The 18,992-nt window shown below is 58.4% G+C and carries 16 protein-coding genes and 1 tRNA gene; 16 read left to right on the top strand and 1 reads right to left on the bottom strand.

Features of this window, described 5'->3' with window-relative positions:
- The 12 genes from AC1DUP_RS36320 to rpoC all read left to right on the top strand — a co-directional run.
- On the top strand, window positions 1-261 hold a 261-nt coding region (locus AC1DUP_RS36320), incomplete at its 5' end, for an EF-Tu C-terminal domain-related protein (RefSeq protein WP_037430126.1).
- A 203-nt stretch (window positions 262-464) separates the two neighbouring features.
- Window positions 465-599 (top strand): hypothetical protein, encoded by a 135-nt coding sequence (locus AC1DUP_RS36315; protein WP_477837307.1) that lies wholly within the window; start codon window positions 465-467, stop codon window positions 597-599.
- A gap of 173 nt (window positions 600-772) precedes the next feature.
- The gene (locus tag AC1DUP_RS36310) at window positions 773-1,666 is read left to right on the top strand and encodes an NAD-dependent epimerase/dehydratase family protein (protein ID WP_113311885.1); all 894 of its coding nucleotides are present in this window, start codon (window positions 773-775) and stop codon (window positions 1,664-1,666) included.
- Window positions 1,667-1,881: 215 nt separating this feature from the next.
- Window positions 1,882-1,957, top strand: a tRNA-Trp gene (locus tag AC1DUP_RS36305).
- Window positions 1,958-2,149: 192 nt separating this feature from the next.
- Entirely contained in the window at window positions 2,150-2,350 is a 201-nt protein-coding gene (gene secE, locus AC1DUP_RS36300; RefSeq protein ID WP_113302143.1) for a preprotein translocase subunit SecE, read from the top strand.
- Between the two features lie 17 nt (window positions 2,351-2,367).
- Entirely contained in the window at window positions 2,368-2,898 is a 531-nt protein-coding gene (gene nusG / locus AC1DUP_RS36295; protein WP_113302144.1) for a transcription termination/antitermination protein NusG, read from the top strand.
- A gap of 175 nt (window positions 2,899-3,073) precedes the next feature.
- Window positions 3,074-3,505, top strand: a complete 432-nt coding sequence (rplK, locus tag AC1DUP_RS36290) for a 50S ribosomal protein L11 (RefSeq protein ID WP_007817112.1) — start codon at window positions 3,074-3,076, stop codon at window positions 3,503-3,505.
- Window positions 3,506-3,509: 4 nt separating this feature from the next.
- Window positions 3,510-4,214, top strand: coding sequence for a 50S ribosomal protein L1 (rplA, locus tag AC1DUP_RS36285; RefSeq protein ID WP_113302145.1), 705 nt, complete (start codon window positions 3,510-3,512; stop codon window positions 4,212-4,214).
- A 328-nt stretch (window positions 4,215-4,542) separates the two neighbouring features.
- Window positions 4,543-5,061, top strand: coding sequence for a 50S ribosomal protein L10 (gene rplJ, locus AC1DUP_RS36280; protein WP_113311884.1), 519 nt, complete (start codon window positions 4,543-4,545; stop codon window positions 5,059-5,061).
- A gap of 58 nt (window positions 5,062-5,119) precedes the next feature.
- The gene (gene rplL, locus AC1DUP_RS36275; RefSeq protein ID WP_113302146.1) at window positions 5,120-5,497 is read left to right on the top strand and encodes a 50S ribosomal protein L7/L12; all 378 of its coding nucleotides are present in this window, start codon (window positions 5,120-5,122) and stop codon (window positions 5,495-5,497) included.
- Window positions 5,498-5,758: 261 nt separating this feature from the next.
- The gene (gene rpoB / locus AC1DUP_RS36270; protein WP_113302147.1) at window positions 5,759-9,901 is read left to right on the top strand and encodes a DNA-directed RNA polymerase subunit beta; all 4,143 of its coding nucleotides are present in this window, start codon (window positions 5,759-5,761) and stop codon (window positions 9,899-9,901) included.
- 185 nt (window positions 9,902-10,086) lie between these two features.
- A complete protein-coding gene (gene rpoC, locus AC1DUP_RS36265) occupies window positions 10,087-14,298 on the top strand; it encodes a DNA-directed RNA polymerase subunit beta' (RefSeq protein ID WP_113302148.1) in 4,212 nt (1,403 codons plus the stop codon).
- Window positions 14,299-14,908: 610 nt separating this feature from the next.
- On the opposite strand, the gene AC1DUP_RS36260 is transcribed toward rpoC, so the two are convergent.
- Window positions 14,909-15,202: a transcriptional regulator gene (locus AC1DUP_RS36260; protein WP_112547859.1), complete on the bottom strand. Its 294-nt coding sequence runs from the start codon at window positions 15,200-15,202 to the stop codon at window positions 14,909-14,911.
- Window positions 15,203-15,700: 498 nt separating this feature from the next.
- Between AC1DUP_RS36260 and rpsL the strand changes: the two genes are divergently transcribed.
- The 4 genes from rpsL to AC1DUP_RS36240 all read left to right on the top strand — a co-directional run.
- Window positions 15,701-16,072 (top strand): 30S ribosomal protein S12, encoded by a 372-nt coding sequence (gene rpsL, locus AC1DUP_RS36255; RefSeq protein ID WP_003547537.1) that lies wholly within the window; start codon window positions 15,701-15,703, stop codon window positions 16,070-16,072.
- Between the two features lie 107 nt (window positions 16,073-16,179).
- Window positions 16,180-16,650 (top strand): 30S ribosomal protein S7, encoded by a 471-nt coding sequence (gene rpsG / locus AC1DUP_RS36250; protein WP_007817128.1) that lies wholly within the window; start codon window positions 16,180-16,182, stop codon window positions 16,648-16,650.
- A gap of 29 nt (window positions 16,651-16,679) precedes the next feature.
- Entirely contained in the window at window positions 16,680-18,779 is a 2,100-nt protein-coding gene (fusA, locus tag AC1DUP_RS36245; RefSeq protein WP_113302149.1) for an elongation factor G, read from the top strand.
- Window positions 18,780-18,845: 66 nt separating this feature from the next.
- The coding region (locus tag AC1DUP_RS36240; RefSeq protein ID WP_421387882.1) for a GTP-binding protein at window positions 18,846-18,992 on the top strand (147 nt) is incomplete at its 3' end.

Genomic DNA, 18,992 nt, shown 5'->3' with positions numbered 1-18,992 from the left:
GCCTACATCCTGACGAAGGAAGAAGGCGGTCGTCATACGCCGTTCTTCACGAACTACCGTCCGCAGTTCTACTTCCGCACGACGGACGTTACGGGCATCGTGACGCTTCCGGAAGGCACGGAAATGGTCATGCCTGGCGACAACGTCACCGTTGACGTCGAGCTGATCGTTCCGATCGCGATGGAAGAAAAGCTTCGCTTCGCTATCCGCGAAGGCGGCCGTACCGTCGGTGCAGGCATCGTCGCTTCGATCGTCGAGTAATCGCGATATCTCAGATTAAGGAAGAACCCTGCTGGAAACAGCAGGGTTTTTTCGTTTCTGATGGGCGTCTGGCCGTCCATGAGATGTTGTAAAAATATCGTTAAAATTTCCAGACGCAGCACTTTATTCATCTCGCGTTCAGAAAGCGTTTTGCGATCCGGCTTTTATGGTCCAGACTCCTTCTTGTAGAAAGGAGAGCCAGCATGATTCAAAAGGCAACCTTCGTTGCGACGATATTCGCAATGTACGTTTTCACAATGTTTTTCATCGCTGCAATTCCGCAAGAGGTCGTTCAGGCGGCCGGCGTGCAGGTGGATGAGGTAAGCGTCGTCAAGTGATGACCTTGCAGGATCGCCGGAAAATTCGGCGGTGATTGGAAATGACAGCGCAGGTGCTTCCGGTTGGAAGCTCCTGGCCGAAGCGGGTTTGAACCTGCTTGCGTGACGCTCGCTTGCTCTTCGCGCGGAAGAGTTTATCTATGCCTCCGATTTCACGACGCGGAGGATATTTCATGAAAAAGCGCATTCTTTTCACCGGCGGTTCGGGCAAGGCGGGTCGCCATGCCGTGCCGTGGCTCGTCAATGCAGGCTACGAAGTCCACAATGTCGATCTCGTGCCGCTGGAGAGCCCCGGCGTCACCAATCTCATTGCCGACATCACCGATAGCGGCCAGATGTTCAATGTGCTTTCCATGCATCGCGATTTTCCTGATCTGGACGCAGGCAAGGGCGTGCAGTCCTTCGACGCCGTCGTCCATTTCGCTGCGGTGCCGCGCATCCTGATCAAACCCGACAACGAAACCTTCCGAATCAATACGATGGGCACCTACAATGTCATCGAGGCGGCGGTGAAGCTTGGTATCAGGAAGATCATTGTCGCCTCGAGCGAGACCACTTATGGCGTCTGCTTCGCGGAAGGCCATCGCGATTTCCATCAGTTCCCGCTGGAGGAAGACTATGATGTCAATCCGATGGATTCCTACGGCCTCTCCAAGGTCGTGAACGAGAAGACGGCACGCGCTTTCGCCGAGCGCTCCGGCTTCGACATCTATGCGTTGCGTATCGGTAACGTCATCGAGCCGCACGAATACGAGAAATTCCCGACCTACTTCGCCAATCCGGAGATGCGCAAGCGCATCGCCTGGAGCTATATCGACGCGCGCGATCTCGGCCAGATCGTCCATCTCTGCATCGAGAAGGATGGATTGGGTTTCCAGGTCTTCAATGCCGCCAACGATACCGTTTCGGCCAACACGCCGTCGAAAGAGCTCGCCAAACGCTTCTTCCCGAATGTGCCCTTCGCCCGCGATATCGGCGAATATGAAAGCCTGCTTTCCAACCGCAAGATTCGCGAAGTGCTCGGTTTCAAGGAAGAGCACGACTGGCGCAAATACGTGGGTGTGTGAGATTCCGGTTAATGGACATCGGTGCCGGGCGTGTCGCATACTGCGTCCGGCAGCGTAATGCCGCCAGTGCTGATCGCTTTTTCCGGTTGCTTTCGGAGAATGGTTCTGAAAATCGAAAATCGCTCTTGCATATCCCGAGCCGCCGTCTTAAAGGGAGCGCCATGCTTTTCACCGGCTCATGATCGTAAGGTCAACAGGCTGAATGCAAAGCGTAAAGGGGTATAGCTCAGTTGGTAGAGCGGCGGTCTCCAAAACCGCAGGTCGTAAGTTCGAGCCTTACTGCCCCTGCCATTTTCCTTGAACGGAGAGCGCGGACGTGAACGCAGCGTTCCGGCGAGGATTGCGCATATGGCAACAAATTTCGTTAAGCATCGGTTTCCCTCTTGTGTATTCGGGGATCGGTGTTTATTTAGGGTTCAACAGACACGCGGTGCGTGGGGCTGATACTTTCAGCTTTACGCGCCGTAATTGCGTGGGCAGTCGATGGCATCCAAATCCAATCCATTCGCGTTTCTGCAGCAAGTTCGCGCGGAAACGTCCAAAGTTACCTGGCCGTCGCGCCGCGAGACGATGATCTCGACGGTCATGGTGCTGTTTATGGTTGTTTTTGCTGCGCTGTTTTTCTTTGCCGCTGACCAGCTGATTGGCTGGGCGCTGAGCTTCGTGCTCAATACCGGCAACTGATACGGGTGGAGATGAAAATGGCGGCACGTTGGTACATCGTCCACGCATATTCCAATTTCGAAAAGAAGGTGGCTGAGGACATCGAGAACAAGGCTCGCCAGAAGGGGCTCGAGCACCTGTTCGAGAAGATTCTCGTGCCAACCGAGAAGGTGGTGGAAGTGCGTCGTGGCCGCAAGGTCGATTCCGAGCGCAAGTTCTTCCCGGGTTATGTCATGGTTCGTGCCAACTTGACGGACGAAGCCTATCACCTGATCAAGAATACGCCGAAGGTTACAGGCTTCCTGGGCTCCGACAACAAGCCCGTTCCGATTCCGGATTCCGAGGCTGATCGCATCCTCGGCCAGGTCCAGGAAGGTGTTGAGCGCCCGAAGGCCTCCATTACCTTCGAAATCGGCGAGCAGGTTCGCGTTTCCGACGGCCCGTTCGCATCGTTCAACGGCACGGTTCAGGATGTCGACGAAGAGCGTTCGCGCCTGAAGGTGGAAGTATCGATCTTCGGCCGCGCCACGCCGGTTGAGCTGGAATACGCTCAGGTCGAGAAGGTCTGATTTCGAGATCGGGGTTCGGTCGTCATTGACTGATCCTCGTGCGGCAAACGCCGCATCGCGTGGAAGGTGAGGGGGTCAAGCCGGACCTCAAAGACCCGCACCACGCAACCGCAGCCGCCGGAGTGATCCGGCATCAAGGGCCGGGCGACCGGCCGTCAGTGAAAGGCAGAGAGATATGGCTAAGAAAGTTGCAGGCCAGCTCAAGCTTCAGGTCAAGGCAGGATCGGCAAACCCGTCCCCGCCGATTGGTCCGGCGCTTGGTCAGCGTGGCATTAACATCATGGAATTCTGCAAGTCGTTCAATGCGGCTACGCAGGAAATGGAAAAGGGTATGCCGATCCCGGTCGTCATCACCTATTACCAGGACAAGTCGTTCACCTTCGCGATGAAGCAGCCTCCGGTCAGCTACTGGCTGAAGAAGGAAGCAAAGATCCAGTCCGGTTCCAAGACCCCGGGCAAGGGCGCAAAGGCTGGTACCCTCACCAAGGCTCAGATCAAGACGATCGCAGAAGCTAAGATGAAGGACCTGAACGCAGCAGATATTGAAGGTGCAATGGCGATGATCGAGGGCTCTGCCCGCGCCATGGGCCTGGAAGTGGTGGGTTAAGACCATGGCAGGCAAGCGCACTCAGAAGATCAACGAAGGTGTTGATCCGACCAAGCTCTACGCTCTGACGACCGCCATCGGCATGGTCAAGGAACGTGCCGTAGCAAAGTTCGACGAAACCATCGAAGTTTCGATGAACCTCGGTGTTGACCCGCGCCACGCTGACCAGATGGTTCGCGGCGTTGTCAACCTGCCGAACGGCACCGGCCGTACGGTTCGCGTCGCCGTTTTCGCCCGTGGCCTCAAGGCTGATGAAGCCAAGGCTGCCGGTGCTGACATCGTCGGCGCTGAAGAGCTCGTAGAAATCGTTCAGGGCGGCAAGATCGACTTCGATCGTTGCATCGCGACCCCGGACATGATGCCGCTCGTCGGCCGCCTTGGTAAGGTACTTGGCCCGCGTGGCATGATGCCGAACCCGAAGGTTGGCACGGTTACGATGGATGTCGCTGGAGCCGTCAAGGCTTCCAAGGGCGGCGCTGTCGAGTTCCGCGTCGAGAAGGCCGGTATCGTTCATGCCGGCATCGGCAAGGCGTCCTTCGAAGCCAAGGCTCTGGAAGAAAACATCCGTGCTTTCGCTGACGCTGTCATCAAGGCAAAGCCGGCTGGCGCCAAGGGCAACTACGTCAAGCGCGTAGCGCTCTCCTCGACCATGGGTCCGGGCGTCAAGATCGAAGTTGGCACGGTCACCGCAGCGGCTCCGGCTGCTTAAGTTTCATCGGGCTTCGGCCTGATAACAAGAATTCCGGCCTCGCAAGGGGCCGGAATATTCCGGAGAAATCCGGAATCCTGTCCGAGATTGCAGGTGGTTTTCCCTTAATCACTGTTGCCTGCATGAGACGGGTAAGACCCGAATTGCATGAAGTTATACTTCTAGGAAGTCGGTTCGAGCCTTGGATGCCTTGTGCCTCCTTTGCCTTAAGTGGCGCGGAGCGCGAGGGGACAGGATCCTCAAGCGTCGCTTGGGATCTCTTCTGATCCCAGGAGGCAAAGGCAACCCGGTGGGTCCGTTCAACGGTCCCGCCAACTGGAGATAGGCAGTGGAAAGAGCGGAAAAGCGCGAATTCGTCACGGAACTGAACGATGTCTTCAAGGCATCGGGCTCGGTTGTCGTGGCCCACTATGCTGGTGCTACAGTCGCGCAGATGAACGATTTTCGTTCGAAGATGCGCGCTGCTGGCGGCACCGTCAAGGTCGCGAAAAACCGCCTGGCCAAAATTGCCCTTCAGGGTACGGAAGCGGAAGGGATTTCTGATCTCTTCAAGGGTCAGACCCTCATTGCTTATAGCGATGATCCGATCACCGCTCCGAAGGTCGTCATGGATTTTGCCAAGACCAACGACAAGATCGTTGTTCTCGGCGGCGCCATGGGAACAACCACGCTCAACGCTGAAGCAGTCAAGTCGCTTGCGACCCTGCCTTCGCTCGATGAGCTGCGTGCGAAGCTGCTGGGCATGATCCAGACACCGGCTACCCGCATCGCTGGGGTTGTTGCAGCACCGGCAAGCCAGCTTGCCCGTGTGTTTGCGGCCTACGCCAAGAAGGACGAAGCCGCTTAAGGCGGTTTTTCGCTGTTTATAATCAACCGGTTCGAACCGAACAAAAGGAACTAGTAAAATGGCTGATCTCGCAAAGATCGTTGACGACCTGTCCTCGCTGACCGTTCTGGAAGCTGCAGAACTGTCGAAGCTTCTCGAAGAAAAGTGGGGCGTTTCCGCTGCTGCTCCGGTAGCTGTTGCTGCCGCTGGTGGTGCTGCCGCTGCTGCTGTCGTTGAAGAAGAAAAGACCGAGTTCGACGTCATCCTCACGGATGCCGGCGCCAACAAGATCAACGTCATCAAGGAAGTCCGCGCTATCACCGGCCTCGGCCTCAAGGAAGCCAAGGACCTGGTCGAAGCTGCTCCGAAGGCTGTCAAGGAAGCTGTTTCCAAGGCTGAAGCCGCTGACATCAAGAAGAAGCTTGAAGACGCTGGCGCAAAGGCCGACGTCAAGTAATCTTGAACCGCATCTGGGAGGCGGGGTATTTACTGCCTCCCATTTGCCGTTTTTCTGAACGAATTACCCAAAAGCCGCGTGAAAACGGCTTTTGGGTAATGGGTTCTTCAAGAGCATGGTCTCGAACCGAGGCACCAAGGCAATCCGGCCTGGTTGTTTCGGGAGGTGGGACGAGGTTGAACTACTCATTGGTTGACGGGATCGACTGGCCATCGGTTCCCGTCCGTTGCAGGCCCGGATGCAATTTTTGAAGGAGCGACGATGGCTCAGACCCTTTCGTTCAATGGTCGTAGGCGCGTACGCAAGTTTTTTGGTAAAATCCCCGAAGTCGCAGAAATGCCGAACCTCATCGAGGTTCAGAAGGCATCCTACGACCAGTTTCTGATGGTTGAAGAGCCCAAGGGCGGTCGTCCCGACGAAGGCCTTCAGGCAGTCTTCAAGTCCGTTTTCCCGATCACCGATTTCTCCGGCGCTTCGATGCTGGAGTTCGTATCCTATGAATTCGAACCGCCGAAGTTCGACGTCGACGAATGCCGCCAGCGCGACCTGACCTATGCCGCGCCGCTGAAGGTTACTCTCCGTCTTATCGTGTTCGATATCGACGAGGATACCGGCGCCAAGTCGATCAAGGACATCAAGGAACAGTCCGTCTACATGGGCGACATGCCGCTCATGACGAACAACGGCACGTTCATCGTCAACGGCACCGAGCGCGTGATCGTATCCCAGATGCACCGTTCGCCGGGCGTCTTCTTCGATCACGACAAGGGCAAGAGCCATTCTTCCGGCAAGCTGCTCTTTGCTGCCCGCGTAATCCCGTATCGTGGTTCCTGGCTCGATATCGAATTCGACGCCAAGGACATCGTCTATGCCCGTATCGACCGCCGCCGCAAGATTCCGGTGACGTCGCTGCTGATGGCCCTCGGCATGGACGGCGAGGAAATTCTCGACACCTTCTATACGAAGTCGCTCTACAAGCGTGACGGCGAAGGCTGGCGCATTCCCTTCAAGCCGGAAACGCTGAAGGGTGCAAAGGCGATCACCGAGATGGTTGACGCCGATACCGGCGAAGTCGTTGTCGAAGCCGGCAAGAAGTTGACCCCGCGTCTGCTTCGCGCGCTTTCCGACAAGGGCCTGAAGGCTCTCAAGGCGACTGACGACGATCTGTACGGCAACTATCTTGCCGGAGACATCGTCAACTACTCGACGGGCGAGATCTATCTCGAAGCCGGCGATGAAATCGACGAGAAGACGCTGGGTATCATCCTCGCCAATCACTTCGACGAGATCCCGGTTCTCGGCATCGACCACATCAATGTCGGCGCCTACATCCGCAACACGCTGACGGCAGACAAGAACGAGAACCGCCAGGACGCTCTGTTCGACATCTACCGCGTCATGCGTCCGGGTGAGCCGCCGACGATGGAATCGGCCGAAGCCATGTTCAACTCGCTGTTCTTCGATGCGGAGCGTTACGATCTCTCCGCCGTCGGCCGCGTCAAGATGAACATGCGCCTCGACTTGACCGTCGAAGACACCGTCCGCATTCTACGCAAGGACGACATCCTGGCCGTGGTCAAGATGCTCGTCGAACTGCGCGACGGCAGGGGCGAGATCGACGACATCGACAACCTCGGCAATCGCCGCGTCCGCTCGGTCGGTGAGCTGATGGAGAACCAGTACCGTCTCGGCTTGCTGCGCATGGAGCGCGCGATCAAGGAACGCATGTCCTCGATCGAAATCGACACGGTTATGCCGCAGGACCTGATCAACGCCAAGCCGGCTGCTGCAGCCGTCCGCGAATTCTTCGGTTCCTCGCAGCTCTCGCAGTTCATGGACCAGGTCAACCCGCTCTCGGAAATCACCCACAAGCGCCGTCTCTCGGCTCTTGGCCCGGGCGGTCTGACCCGCGAGCGTGCCGGCTTCGAAGTCCGCGACGTTCATCCGACGCACTACGGTCGTATTTGCCCGATCGAAACGCCGGAAGGCCCGAACATCGGTCTGATCAACTCGCTGGCAACCTTCGCACGCGTCAACAAGTACGGCTTTATCGAAAGCCCGTATCGTCGCATCGTCGACGGCAAGGTGACCAGTGATGTGCTCTATCTCTCCGCTATGGAAGAGGCGAAGTACTATGTTGCCCAGGCCAACGCCGAACTGACGTCGGATGGTTCCTTCGTCGACGAATTCGTCGTTTGCCGTCACGCCGGCGAAGTTATGCTCGCTCCGCGCGACAGCATGAACTTGATGGACGTCTCGCCGAAGCAGGTCGTTTCGGTTGCGGCTGCTCTCATCCCGTTCCTCGAAAACGACGACGCCAACCGCGCTCTCATGGGCTCGAACATGCAGCGTCAGGCCGTTCCGCTTCTGCGGGCTGAAGCACCGTTCGTCGGCACCGGGATGGAACCGGTCGTCGCCCGCGACTCCGGTGCTGCTATCGGCGCACGCCGCGGCGGTGTGGTCGACCAGGTCGACGCGACGCGTATCGTTATCCGCGCCACGGAAGACCTCGAAGCCGGCAAATCCGGCGTCGATATCTACCGCCTGCAGAAGTTCCAGCGTTCGAACCAGAACACCTGCGTCAACCAGCGTCCGCTGGTAACCGTCGGTGACGAGGTCAACCGCGGCGACATTCTCGCCGACGGTCCGTCGACCGATCTCGGTGATCTGGCGCTCGGCCGCAACGCGCTCGTCGCGTTCATGCCCTGGAACGGCTACAACTACGAAGACTCGATCCTGCTCTCCGAGCGTATCGTTGCCGACGACGTGTTCACCTCCATCCACATCGAAGAATTCGAAGTGATGGCGCGTGACACCAAGCTTGGTCCGGAAGAAATCACGCGCGATATTCCGAACGTTTCGGAAGAAGCGCTGAAGAATCTCGACGAAGCCGGTATCGTCTACATCGGCGCCGAAGTTCAGCCGGGCGATATCCTGGTCGGCAAGATCACCCCGAAGGGCGAAAGCCCGATGACGCCGGAAGAAAAGCTCCTGCGCGCCATCTTCGGTGAAAAGGCATCCGACGTTCGCGATACGTCCATGCGCATGCCGCCCGGCACCTACGGCACGATCGTCGAAGTGCGCGTCTTCAACCGCCACGGCGTTGAAAAAGACGAGCGCGCGATGGCAATCGAGCGCGAAGAGATCGAGCGTCTGGCAAAGGACCGTGACGACGAGCAGGCGATCCTCGACCGTAACGTCTACGGCCGTCTGATCGACATGCTGCGCGGCCAGTCCTCCATTGCAGGCCCTAAGGGCTTCAAGAAGGGCACCGAGCTGTCGAACGCCGTCGTCTCCGAATATCCCCGCTCGCAGTGGTGGATGTTCGCCGTCGAGGACGAAAAGGTCCAGAGCGAGCTCGAAGCGCTTCGTGGCCAGTACGACGAATCCAAGTCGCGCCTTGAACAGCGCTTCATGGACAAGGTCGAGAAGGTCCAGCGCGGCGACGAAATGCCTCCGGGCGTCATGAAGATGGTCAAGGTCTTCGTCGCTGTTAAGCGCAAGATCCAGCCGGGCGACAAGATGGCCGGCCGTCACGGCAACAAGGGTGTCGTTTCGCGCATCGTGCCTGTCGAAGACATGCCGTTCCTGGAAGACGGCACGCATGTCGACGTCGTTCTGAACCCGCTCGGCGTTCCCTCGCGCATGAACGTTGGCCAGATCCTTGAGACGCACCTTGGCTGGGCTTGCGCCGGCATGGGTCGTCAGATCGGCGACATGCTGGAAGCCTACAGGGCCAACGGCAATATCGAACCGCTCCGCAAGACGATTGGCGACGTTGTCGGCGACGGTCCGAAGGCCGAACAGGTCAAGGATTTCGACGATGAATCGGTGCTGCGTCTCGCTGACCAGTGGAAGCGCGGCGTTTCGATTGCGACGCCGGTCTTCGATGGCGCTCACGAAGGTGACGTCAACGACATGCTGGCGCTGGCGGGTCTTAAGGAAAGCGGCCAGTCTACACTGTACGATGGTCGTACCGGCGAGCAGTTCGACCGCCAGGTCACGGTTGGCTACATCTACATGCTGAAGCTCAACCACCTGGTCGACGACAAGATCCACGCTCGTTCGATCGGCCCGTACTCGCTCGTTACCCAGCAGCCGCTGGGCGGCAAGGCGCAGTTCGGCGGCCAGCGCTTCGGCGAAATGGAAGTCTGGGCACTCGAAGCCTACGGTGCAGCCTATACGCTGCAGGAAATGCTGACGGTGAAGTCGGACGACGTGGCCGGCCGCACCAAGGTCTACGAAGCGATCGTCCGTGGCGACGACACCTTCGAGGCCGGTATTCCGGAAAGCTTCAACGTTCTCGTCAAGGAAATGCGCTCGCTGGGTCTCTCCGTCGAGCTCGAAAATTCCAAGATCGAGGAGCTACAGGCTGCAGGCCAGCTGCCGGATGCTGCCGAGTAACCACATGATAAGGTGTGCGCCTTAGGGCGCACACCGTTCCCGCCATGGCCCCGTAATGTGTCGGCCGGGCAGGGACGCTTTCGCCGCATTCTGCGGTTATTGTCGTTTAAGCGCTGGCGCGGCTCCCGGGAATTTGCCGCCAACCTCGCAAGCTAAGGGCGCTTTCGCCCATGAAGGAGACAGGCATGAACCAAGAGGTCATGAATCTTTTCAATCCGCAGGTGCCTGCACAGAACTTCGATTCCATCCGGATTTCGATCGCCTCTCCGGAGAAGATTCTTTCCTGGTCCTACGGCGAGATCAAGAAGCCGGAAACCATCAACTACCGTACGTTCAAGCCTGAACGCGACGGTCTCTTCTGCGCGCGCATCTTCGGACCGATCAAGGACTACGAGTGCCTGTGCGGCAAGTACAAGCGCATGAAGTACAAGGGCATCATCTGCGAAAAGTGCGGCGTCGAAGTCACGCTGTCGCGCGTTCGCCGCGAGCGCATGGGCCATATCGAGCTCGCCGCTCCCGTTGCCCATATCTGGTTCCTGAAGTCACTGCCGAGCCGCATCTCCACGCTGCTCGACATGACGCTGAAGGATGTTGAGCGCGTCCTCTACTTCGAAAACTACATCGTCACTGAGCCGGGTCTCACCGCGCTCAAGGAGCACCAGCTCCTGTCCGAAGAAGAGTACATGCTCGCCGTCGACGAATACGGCGAAGATCAGTTCACGGCCATGATCGGTGCCGAAGCCATCTACGAGATGCTCGCATCGATGAACCTCGAAAAGATCGCTGGCGACCTTCGCTCCGAGCTTGCCGACACTACGTCGGACCTCAAGCAAAAGAAGCTGATGAAGCGTTTGAAGATCGTCGAGAACTTCATGGAATCCGGCAACCGTCCGGAATGGATGATCATGAAGGTCGTTCCGGTCATCCCGCCGGACCTGCGCCCGCTGGTTCCTCTGGACGGTGGTCGTTTCGCGACATCGGACCTGAACGATCTCTATCGCCGCGTCATCAACCGTAACAACCGTCTGAAGCGCCTGATCGAACTGCGCGCACCGGGTATCATCATCCGCAACGAAAAGCGCATGCTGCAGGAATCTGTTGACGCGCTCTTCGATAACGGCCGCCGTGGCCGCGTCATCACCGGCGCTAACAAGCGTCCGTTGAAGTCGCTGTCGGATATGCTCAAGGGCAAGCAGGGCCGCTTCCGTCAGAACCTGCTCGGCAAGCGCGTCGACTATTCCGGCCGTTCGGTCATCGTGACCGGTCCGGAACTGAAGCTGCATCAGTGCGGTCTTCCGAAGAAGATGGCGCTCGAGCTCTTCAAGCCGTTCATCTATGCCCGCCTCGACGCCAAGGGTTATTCCTCGACCGTCAAGCAGGCCAAGAAGCTGGTTGAGAAGGAAAAGCCTGAGGTCTGGGATATCCTCGACGAGGTCATCCGTGAGCATCCGGTTCTCCTGAACCGCGCACCGACGCTGCACCGCCTGGGCATCCAGGCCTTCGAACCCATGCTGGTCGAAGGCAAGGCTATCCAGCTGCATCCGCTCGTCTGCACGGCCTTCAACGCCGACTTCGACGGTGACCAGATGGCCGTTCACGTGCCGCTGTCGCTCGAAGCCCAGCTCGAAGCCCGCGTTCTGATGATGTCGACGAACAACATCCTGCATCCGGCAAACGGCGCACCGATCATCGTTCCGTCGCAGGACATGGTTCTCGGCCTCTACTACCTGTCGATCATGAACCAGAACGAGCCGGGCGAAGGCATGGCCTTCTCCGACCTCGGTGAGCTGCACCACGCCCTGGAAAACAAGGTCGTGACGCTGCACACCAAGATTCGCGGTCGCTTCAAGTCGATCGGCGAGGACGGCAAGCCGTACTCGAAGATCTATGAGACAACGCCGGGCCGCCTGCTCATCGGCGAACTCCTGCCGAAGAACGGCAAGGTGACCTTCGATATCTGCAACCAGGAAATGACCAAGAAGAACATCTCCAGGATGATCGACGCGGTCTACCGTCATTGCGGCCAGAAGGACACGGTCATTTTCTGCGACCGCATCATGCAGCTCGGCTTCAGCCATGCCTGCCGCGCCGGCATTTCGTTCGGCAAGGACGATATGGTCATTCCGGACACCAAGGCGAAGATCGTCGACGACACCGAAAGCCTGGTCAAGGAATACGAGCAGCAGTACAATGACGGTCTGATCACTCAGGGCGAAAAGTACAACAAGGTTGTCGACGCCTGGGGCAAGGCGACGGAAAAGGTCGCCGAAGAGATGATGGCCCGCATTAAGGCTGTTGAGTTCGATCCGGCGACCGGTCGCCAGAAGCCGATGAACTCGATCTACATGATGTCCCATTCGGGCGCCCGCGGTTCTCCGAACCAGATGCGTCAGCTGGGCGGCATGCGCGGCCTCATGGCCAAGCCGTCGGGTGAAATCATCGAGACGCCGATCATCTCGAACTTCAAGGAAGGCCTGACCGTCAACGAGTACTTCAACTCGACGCACGGCGCCCGTAAGGGTCTGGCAGACACCGCGCTCAAGACTGCGAACTCCGGTTACCTGACCCGTCGTCTCGTTGACGTCGCGCAGGACTGCATCGTCACGCACGTCGATTGCGGCACCGAAACCGGCCTCACCATGACTGCCATCGTCGATGCCGGCCAGGTCGTTGCCTCGATCGGTGTTCGTATCCTCGGCCGTACGGCTCTTGACAATATCGACCATCCGATCACCGGCGAGCGTATCGTCGATGCCGGCAGGATGATCCTCGAGCCTGATGTCGTCGAGATCGAAAAGTCTGGTATCCAGTCGATCCGTATTCGTTCGGCACTGACTTGCGAAATCCAGACGGGCGTCTGCGCGGTCTGCTACGGCCGCGACCTCGCGCGCGGTACGCCTGTTAACATGGGTGAAGCTGTCGGCGTTATCGCGGCTCAGTCGATCGGCGAACCGGGCACGCAGCTCACCATGCGTACGTTCCACCTTGGTGGTACGGCAACCGTGGTCGACCAGTCGTTCCTGGAAGCCTCGTACGAAGGTACGGTGCAGATCAAGAACCGCAACATCCTGCGCAACTCCGATGGCAACCTCATTGCCATGGGCCGCAACATAACCGTCCAGATCCTGGACGAGCGTGGTGTGGAGCGTTCCTCGCAGCGTGTTGCCTACGGTTCGAAGCTGCATGTCGACGAAGGCGACAAGGTCAAGCGCGGTCAGCGTCTGGCGGAGTGGGATCCCTACACCCGTCCGATGATGACGGAAGTAGCTGGTACGGTTCAGTTCGAAGATGTCGTCGATGGCCTCTCCGTTCTCGAAGCGACCGACGAAGCCACGGGCATCACCAAGCGTCAGGTTATCGACTGGCGTTCGACCCCGCGCGGTTCGGACCTGAAGCCTGCCATCGTCATCAAGGATGCAAGCGGCAATGTCGCGAAGCTCTCCCGCGGTGGCGAAGCCCGCTTCCTGCTCTCGGTCGATGCAATCCTGTCGGTCGAGCCGGGCACGAAGGTCTCCCAGGGTGACGTTCTCGCGCGTTCGCCGCTGGAAAGCGCCAAGACCAAGGACATCACCGGTGGTCTGCCGCGTGTTGCAGAACTGTTCGAAGCCCGCCGTCCGAAGGACCACGCCATCATCGCAGAGATCGATGGTACGATCCGCCTCGGCCGCGACTACAAGAACAAGCGTCGTGTCATCATCGAGCCGGCAGAAGACGGTGTCGAGCCTGTCGAATACCTGATCCCGAAGGGCAAGCCCTTCCACCTTCAGGAAGGCGACTATATCGAAAAGGGTGACTACATCCTCGACGGTAACCCGGCTCCTCACGACATCCTGGCGATCAAGGGCGTGGAAGCCTTGGCTTCCTACCTCGTGAACGAAATCCAGGAAGTCTATCGTCTGCAGGGCGTTGTCATCAACGACAAGCACATCGAAGTGATTGTCCGTCAGATGCTGCAGAAGGTGGAAATCACCGATGCAGGCGACTCCACGTACATCGTCGGCGACAATGTCGACCGTATCGAACTGGAAGACGTCAACGACCACCTCATCGAGGAAGGCAAGAAGCCTGCCAGCGGTGACCCGGTTCTGCTCGGCATCACCAAGGCATCGCTGCAGACCCCGTCCTTCATCTCGGCCGCTTCCTTCCAGGAAACGACCAAGGTGCTGACGGAAGCCGCGATCGCCGGCAAGACCGACGGTCTGCAGGGTCTGAAGGAAAACGTCATCGTCGGCCGTCTGATCCCGGCTGGTACCGGTGGCACCATGACCCAGATCCGCCGCATCGCGACGGCTCGCGACGACCTGATCCTGGAAGAGCGCCGCAAGGGCTCCGGGGCAGGGGTCGCAACGCCGATGCTGCAGGACCTGGCGAACGAAAGCGCCCCGGCTGCCGAATAATCGGCAGCTCGGTATCTCTCAAATTCAAAACCGCCCGGAGAAATCCGGGCGGTTTTTCTTTGTCCGAAAGATCGTGGGAGATGGGGTGCCGCGCCGGTAAACAGCCTTGCCACGATGGCGGCAAGATAGACAGACCCGGAGCAGATCAGGATGCCTGTTACGCGGCTGGAGCGGGCTGCTGACGGCAGCAATGCGGACAGATGTCGGACGTTCGGAATTCTGGTATCGCAGGCCGGTGGCGCTTCATGGCAGCAAAAGACAAAGCCGCCGGTAACGGCCGGGCGGCTTCGCTGAAATCGCTGCTCAGGTTTAAAAGACCGAGCGCGCTGCGCAGCTCGGTCTTGGCAGACCGAAAGGTGGGTTGTCAGCGGTCACCGCGAGGGCAGGCCAAATCGAAGGGCCGGCGGAAGATGCCTGAACGCGGACGGACTGCGGCCTGCAGTTCGAGATGCGCAAAAGAGGAATGCTGAGCTTACAGAGACCGCTGGCGACGGTATTGCGAGAACCTGCCGCACGCTCGCCGCCTCAATTGGTATCGGCCAAAATGGAAAGGTGAGGTGGGAGGATTGGGCCCGCGCCGGCGCGCAGGCTTTGTTCTTTATATATAGGTCTAGCTGAAGCGGATGATCGAGACTTCGCCGTCCAGCGCACCCTGGTAGGCGGAGGCATGCGGCTCTTCGGAGGGCACTTCGGTTAGCATGCCGATCTGGTCGAGATCGGCTTCGATGAAGCCTTCCTCGGCGAGCGCGTTCAAGGCTTCGCGCACGGCGCTGTCGTCATCGGCGGCTTTCAGCATGACGTGCAGGTCCACGCCCTCGCTCGTATCGGATTCATAGCCCTTGCCGATGATGATGAAGATCATCGGTCCGTCGAAATTGTTGTCATTGTCCGGTGTCCCGATCATCTTTTTGTCCTTCGGCTGTCTGAGAATCGCAATATGCAGATCCCATATAAGGGCTTGATGTCTGCAAATACTGATTCCTATCCGTTTTTGCTGCAATGCCCAAGTTTATCTTGCCGGGTATCTTTAACCGCCCTAAAGAGCCTGTAAACAGCGTGTTCACAGGGCTTTTCATGCCGTCGGGGTGGAGATTATTTCTTAACCGGCCTTGACGAAGAGGGCGGAAACCAGTAGTACGCCGGCCATCGGATCCCATGTGAGGTTTGGCTGTTCGGGGCGACGCGCCCTGAAGATCGCCTCAAACAAGGTTCTAAACGCACGTTGAAGTCATGATGCTGCACGCATGACGCATCTTTTTTGCGTCCTCTGCTCTATGTGGTCCATCTGCGGAAGCGGATCGGGCCATATTTTGCGCATTGAGGGAAAATATGTGTGGCAGTGCCGGAGACGGCGAAGTTCGAGCCCGCAAGGGCTGTTGAGACAAACGTAAGGGATGGTTGAATGCCTACCGTAAACCAGCTGATCCGCAAGCCTCGCCAGGCGAACGTAAAGCGTAACAAGGTTCCCGCTCTTCAGGAGAACCCGCAGAAGCGTGGTGTTTGCACCCGCGTTTACACGACGACGCCGAAGAAGCCGAACTCGGCTCTGCGTAAGGTCGCAAAGATCCGCCTCACCAACGGCTTCGAAGTCATTGGTTATATTCCCGGCGAAGGTCACAACCTTCAGGAACACTCTGTCGTCATGATCCGTGGCGGCCGCGTCAAGGACCTTCCGGGTGTCCGTTACCACATCATCCGCGGCGTTCTCGATACCCAGGGTGTCAAGAACCGCAAGCAGCGCCGTTCCAAGTACGGTGCGAAGCGTCCGAAGTAATTTCGCCCCGGGCGATACCGCCCGGAAAGGCTTGAAAGTGAAATCCCCGGCGCTGCGCGAAGTCCTCCGCGTGGTAGAGCGCCTTAACAGTTAAAGAGACGAGAAGTATGTCCAGACGCCATAAAGCAGAAAAGCGCGAGATCAATCCGGACCCGAAGTTCGGTGACCTCGTTGTCACGAAGTTCATGAACGCCATCATGCTCGACGGCAAGAAGTCCGTCGCTGAAAGCATCGTATACGGCGCGTTTGACTCCGTGCAGGGCAAGTCGAAGCAGGAGCCGCTGACGGTTTTCCATTCCGCGCTCGACAACATCGCTCCGCACGTTGAAGTCCGTTCGCGCCGCGTCGGTGGTGCGACCTACCAGGTTCCGGTCGATGTCCGTCCGGAGCGTCGTCAGGCTCTTGCCATCCGCTGGCTGATCGCTGCTGCTCGCAAGCGCAACGAAACCACCATGATCGATCGTCTCTCGGGCGAACTTCTCGATGCCTCGAACAACCGCGGTTCTGCGGTCAAGAAGCGCGAAGACACGCACAAGATGGCTGACGCCAACCGCGCGTTCTCGCATTATCGCTGGTAATCCCGAACGATATCGAAAGGCAGTCCATTATGGCTCGCGAATATAAGATCGAAGACTACCGCAATTTCGGTATCATGGCGCACATCGACGCCGGCAAGACCACGACCACCGAGCGTATTCTTTATTACACCGGCAAGTCGCACAAGATCGGCGAAGTCCACGACGGCGCCGCGACGATGGACTGGATGGAGCAGGAGCAGGAACGCGGTATCACGATCACGTCCGCTGCTACCACGACCTACTGGAAGGGCCGTGACGGCAAGACCCGCCGCTTCAATATCATCGACACTCCCGGCCACGTCGACTTCACCATCGAAGTCGAGCGTTCGCTGCGCGTTCTCGACGGCGCCATTGCGCTGCTCGATGCCAACGCCGGCGTTGAGCCCCAGACGGAAACCGTCTGGCGCCAGGCTGAGAAGTACAATGTTCCGCGCATGATCTTCTGCAACAAGATGGACAAGACCGGTGCGGACTTCTACCGCTCCGTCGAGATGATCAAGACCCGTCTCGGCGCAACGGCTGTCGTCATGCAGTTGCCGATCGGTGCAGAAACCGAATTCAAGGGCGTCATCGACCTCATCGAGATGAACGCTCTCATCTGGCGCGACGAGTCGCTGGGTGCTCAGTGGGATGTCGTCGAGATCCCTGAGGACATGAAGGCCAAGGCTGAAGAATATCGCGAAAAGCTGATCGAAACGGTCGTCGACATCGACGAAGCCGCGACGGAAGCCTATCTCGAAGGCATCCTGCCCGACAATGACAAGATCCGCGAACTCGTTCGCCGCGGCACGATCGACGTCAAGTTCCATCCGATGTTCTGTGGCACAGCGTTCAAGAACAAGGGCGTTCAGCCTTTGCTCGACGCTGTTGTGGACTACCTGCCGTCGCCGATGGACATTCCTGCGATCAAGGGCGTCGATTTCAAGACGGACGCTGAGATTGAGCGTCACGCCGATGACAGCGAGCCGCTGTCCATGCTCGCCTTCAAGATCATGAACGACCCGTTCGTCGGTTCGCTCACCTTTGCACGCATCTACTCCGGCAAGCTCGAAAAGGGCGCGTCGGTCATGAATACGGTCAAGGACAAGCGCGAGCGCGTCGGCCGCATGCTGCAGATGCATTCCAACTCGCGTGAAGACATCGAAGAAGCCTTCGCTGGCGACATCGTCGCTCTTGCCGGTCTCAAGGAAACCACCACTGGCGATACGCTCTGCGACCCGCTGAAGCCGGTTATCCTCGAGCGCATGGAATTCCCCGAGCCGGTCATCCAGATCGCTATCGAGCCGAAGACCAAGGGCGACCAGGAAAAGATGGGCCTCGCGCTCAACCGTCTTGCTGCTGAGGATCCGTCCTTCCGCGTCAAGACCGACCAAGAATCCGGCCAGACCATCATCGCCGGCATGGGCGAACTGCATCTCGACATTATCGTCGACCGCATGCGTCGTGAGTTCAAGGTTGAAGCAACCGTCGGCGCGCCGCAGGTTGCCTACCGCGAAACCATCACAAAGGCACACGAAGAAGACTACACGCACAAGAAGCAGTCCGGTGGTACCGGCCAGTTCGCTCGCGTGAAGATCGTCTTCGAACCGAACCCGGATGGCGAAGACTTCAAGTTCGAATCCAAGATCGTTGGCGGCTCTGTTCCGAAGGAATATATCCCCGGCGTTCAGAAGGGTATCGAAAGCGTTCTGTCTTCGGGTCCGCTCGCTGGCTTCCCGATGCTCGGCGTCAAGGCGACCCTCATCGATGGCGCCTTCCACGACGTCGACTCGTCGGTCCTGGCGTTCGAAATTGCTTCCCGCGCTTGCTTCCGTGAAGCAGCGAAGAAGGCCGGCGCTCAGCTCCTCGAGCCGATGATGAAGGTCGAAGTCGTCACCCCGGAAGATTATGTCGGCGACGTCATCGGCGACCTGAACTCCCGTCGTGGTCAGATCCAGGGCCAGGAAAGCCGTGGTATTGCTGTTGTCATCAACGCCAACGTTCCGCTGGCGAACATGTTCAAGTACGTCGATAACCTGCGCTCCATGTCGCAGGGCCGTGCTCAGTACACGATGACCTTCGATCACTACGCGCCGGTCCCGTCGAACGTCGCAACCGAAATCCAGGCAAAGTATTCCGGTCAGAAGTGACCGGAATACCAATTGACCGATAACAAGAATTAGCGCCCCTCGGGGCCAAAAAATGGAGAGCCGAAAATGGCAAAGAGTAAGTTTGAGCGCAACAAGCCGCACGTCAACATCGGCACGATCGGCCACGTTGACCACGGCAAGACGTCTCTGACGGCAGCGATCACGAAGTATTTCGGTGAGTTCAAGGCGTATGACCAGATCGACGCTGCACCG

This window comes from Rhizobium sp. 01L419 (assembly GCF_056400025.1).
This window is presented reverse-complemented; position numbering and strand designations above follow the sequence as displayed.

Coding starts and splice junctions, on each gene's coding strand:
- rpoC (WP_113302148.1), top strand. CDS start 10,087: ATGAACCAAGAGGTCATGAATCTTTTCAATCCGCAGGTGCCTGCACAG.
- nusG (WP_113302144.1), top strand. CDS start 2,368: ATGGCGGCACGTTGGTACATCGTCCACGCATATTCCAATTTCGAAAAG.
- fusA (WP_113302149.1), top strand. CDS start 16,680: ATGGCTCGCGAATATAAGATCGAAGACTACCGCAATTTCGGTATCATG.
- AC1DUP_RS36310 (WP_113311885.1), top strand. CDS start 773: ATGAAAAAGCGCATTCTTTTCACCGGCGGTTCGGGCAAGGCGGGTCGC.
- rpoB (WP_113302147.1), top strand. CDS start 5,759: ATGGCTCAGACCCTTTCGTTCAATGGTCGTAGGCGCGTACGCAAGTTT.
- AC1DUP_RS36315 (WP_477837307.1), top strand. CDS start 465: ATGATTCAAAAGGCAACCTTCGTTGCGACGATATTCGCAATGTACGTT.
- AC1DUP_RS36260 (WP_112547859.1), bottom strand. CDS start 15,202: ATGATCGGGACACCGGACAATGACAACAATTTCGACGGACCGATGATC.
- rpsG (WP_007817128.1), top strand. CDS start 16,180: ATGTCCAGACGCCATAAAGCAGAAAAGCGCGAGATCAATCCGGACCCG.
- rplL (WP_113302146.1), top strand. CDS start 5,120: ATGGCTGATCTCGCAAAGATCGTTGACGACCTGTCCTCGCTGACCGTT.
- rplA (WP_113302145.1), top strand. CDS start 3,510: ATGGCAGGCAAGCGCACTCAGAAGATCAACGAAGGTGTTGATCCGACC.
- rpsL (WP_003547537.1), top strand. CDS start 15,701: ATGCCTACCGTAAACCAGCTGATCCGCAAGCCTCGCCAGGCGAACGTA.
- secE (WP_113302143.1), top strand. CDS start 2,150: ATGGCATCCAAATCCAATCCATTCGCGTTTCTGCAGCAAGTTCGCGCG.
- rplK (WP_007817112.1), top strand. CDS start 3,074: ATGGCTAAGAAAGTTGCAGGCCAGCTCAAGCTTCAGGTCAAGGCAGGA.